This is a genomic window from Herbinix hemicellulosilytica (genome assembly GCF_002904165.1).
GTDB lineage: Bacteria > Bacillota > Clostridia > Lachnospirales > Lachnospiraceae > Mobilitalea > Mobilitalea hemicellulosilytica.
Genome location: NZ_CVTD020000034.1, coordinates 1 through 2,402, shown reverse-complemented (window position 1 = coordinate 2,402; position 2,402 = coordinate 1). Strand labels below are relative to the sequence as shown.

The 2,402-nt window shown below is 26.8% G+C and carries 2 protein-coding genes; both read right to left on the bottom strand.

Features of this window, described 5'->3' with window-relative positions; translation table 11 throughout:
- Positions 1-51 precede the first annotated feature (51 nt).
- Positions 52-852, bottom strand: coding sequence for an endonuclease/exonuclease/phosphatase family protein (locus HHT355_RS13470; RefSeq protein WP_103203903.1), 801 nt, complete (start codon positions 850-852; stop codon positions 52-54).
- Positions 853-916: 64 nt separating this feature from the next.
- Positions 917-2,155: an AAA family ATPase gene (locus tag HHT355_RS13465; protein ID WP_103203902.1), complete on the bottom strand. Its 1,239-nt coding sequence runs from the start codon at positions 2,153-2,155 to the stop codon at positions 917-919.
- Between the last annotated feature and the right edge of the window lie 247 nt (positions 2,156-2,402).

The following is a 2,402-nucleotide window of genomic DNA, read 5'->3' as shown; positions in this document are numbered from 1 at the left end:
TAGATGCAGGAATAAAGGGATAAGTAAAAAGGTTCAAGTTTTTTATTTAAATTAAATCTTAAAATTACCTATTAATATTGCATGATTAGGCATACTTGTAAACTTAGGAAGATAATCGCTAGATGTTAGATTTTTATAACCGTTCTTAGCATTAACAAAGCCCCAATCATATATAGCGTACATTTTGTAATTCTCTTTCTTACTCAAATCATCTTCCATTTCTTTAGGTATTTCAATATTTTTTGCAACAACTAAATCAATTCCCACTTTACCATAATCTTTATGTACAAAACTCCATCTTTTATCATCAAGAGTTCTTGGTCCATATACTTCTGCTGCTGTTAAATACTTTTTAGTATGCGTACTAGTTAAATTAAAATTGCCAACACAGATTACTCTATCAATTGACTCAATTTGTTCGTTTAAGAATTTAAACTGTTCTACTCTATCCTCTTCAGAGCCTTGTGTCTTAATTCTTGCACCTATAATTGAGAATACTTTTTCTTGTTTTGTTTTGATATCAAGTTGCAGATATTCTGGACGTTTTATATCTAATGGATTAGCAGTAACAATTTTAAGTATATCACTCTCTTCAAATTTACTCCTATTTAAAGCAATAAGCACTTGATTATGCTCATATAAAAATGGAGATATAAATACAAAATAATTGTTTTGCAAACGTTGTCTAATATAATCAAAGTTATAACCAATATAAAACTCAACTAAAACAACGATATCTTTATTCTTTTGAATAATAGTGTCAGCAACAAATTTTTGTATTGTATAACCACTTAATCCACCCGCACCTTGAATATTCCATTCTAAAAAACTATAACTTATTATTTCATTCATAGGATAACCTCTGTAATCTATACATAAATTTTCTTCTCCTTTTGTCCCATTTCATTAGACTTTATCAATATATCCTTATTTTTTCACCTGTAATGAGATATTCAGGTATCTCTATTTCCTTATTTCCTGGATAGTTAGCAAAAAATAATCTTATACTTCTTATTGCTTTATATGTTTCAATTATCATTTCATTTTGCTTTTTATATAATAATTTGTCATATTGATTAGAATATATCTCATGTGCAGGAACCTGTCTAATTTTTCTAATGGACTTTAGAGGATTTATAATCAGTTCATCGATATCTTCATTAGTTCTAATATTTTGCTTTAACCATTCCGACATCATATTCAAACTGTGCTTTAAATTTCCCTTATCATCTTTTCGTTCTACTGGTTTAATATATTTAGCAGTTGTTGTAAAAGTTTTATAATTAATATTATGTATAATTATTTTTTCAAGTGCCAATATAAAACTATAATAATTTTTAAGTGTCGGAAGAAACATTATCCTATAATCTTCTGGTTTTTCGAATGTGTGTGGCTTATATGTTTTATTAAATAAATGTGGAATGCCCATATTTTCACACATCTTATTTATAACTATCATTTCATCAAGAATAGCATCATAAATTGACACTTCATCTACCCATTCTCCTAAAATTAAGTTCTTATAAAAACCTTCATTTATTAAATAATCTTGTTGATTCTCCAAATAATTTACTTTCCATTTGAGTTGCGCATTAAGTGAAAGTTCTGCTAAGTCTCCTAAAAAAACTCCAACTACCCTTTCTTCATATAATTTTTCTTTGTGATAACCTAATCCAAAATCCTTTATATATTCGCTTTCTAAGTCCTCACCATAAAATTCGTCAGAAACAACAATACTTCCTCTATAATCATGCCAAAATACTTTATATCTTGGGTCTTGAAAATATGTTTCTAAGATTTCTATATCAAAAAATAATATTTTCAATTGTTCTTGCCCATCTAAAAGCATTTTTGTAAAAGGTTTTTCGCTATTAATATTTAATTCTTTTAAATATTTTTCTGTTGGATATAAAACAACTGAATCTCCATTATTAATAACTTCTCTTTTCTGGTCTTCTTTATCAATATTTAGTTTCAAGGCTTTTATATGTGGGTTTATAACAAATGCTGAAGATAATACCTCTACTTTATCTTCATCAATTAACTGACAAATCAAATCAGTATAGTTTTTATCAAAATTATATAACGGGAATCCATTAAAATCCCCAGAATTCAAATAATAATCTGTAATTATCTTAAGAATCTCTTCCTTCACAAAATCCCTCCCATCTTTAAATCATCTTGTCATTCATTATTTTTATATAAACTTCTATATTTTTTATTATAACACACTATTTGCATTGTCTAAATTTATTTAACATTCTCTGGAATTTGAAAGGTGTTACTTGTCAAAAAAAGACTGCACACATTTATGTACAAATTATTTATTGTTGAAGATAAAATCATACCCCTTCTCCCTTAATGTATTTCGTATTTCTTTAGAAATTACTTTCATATACCTT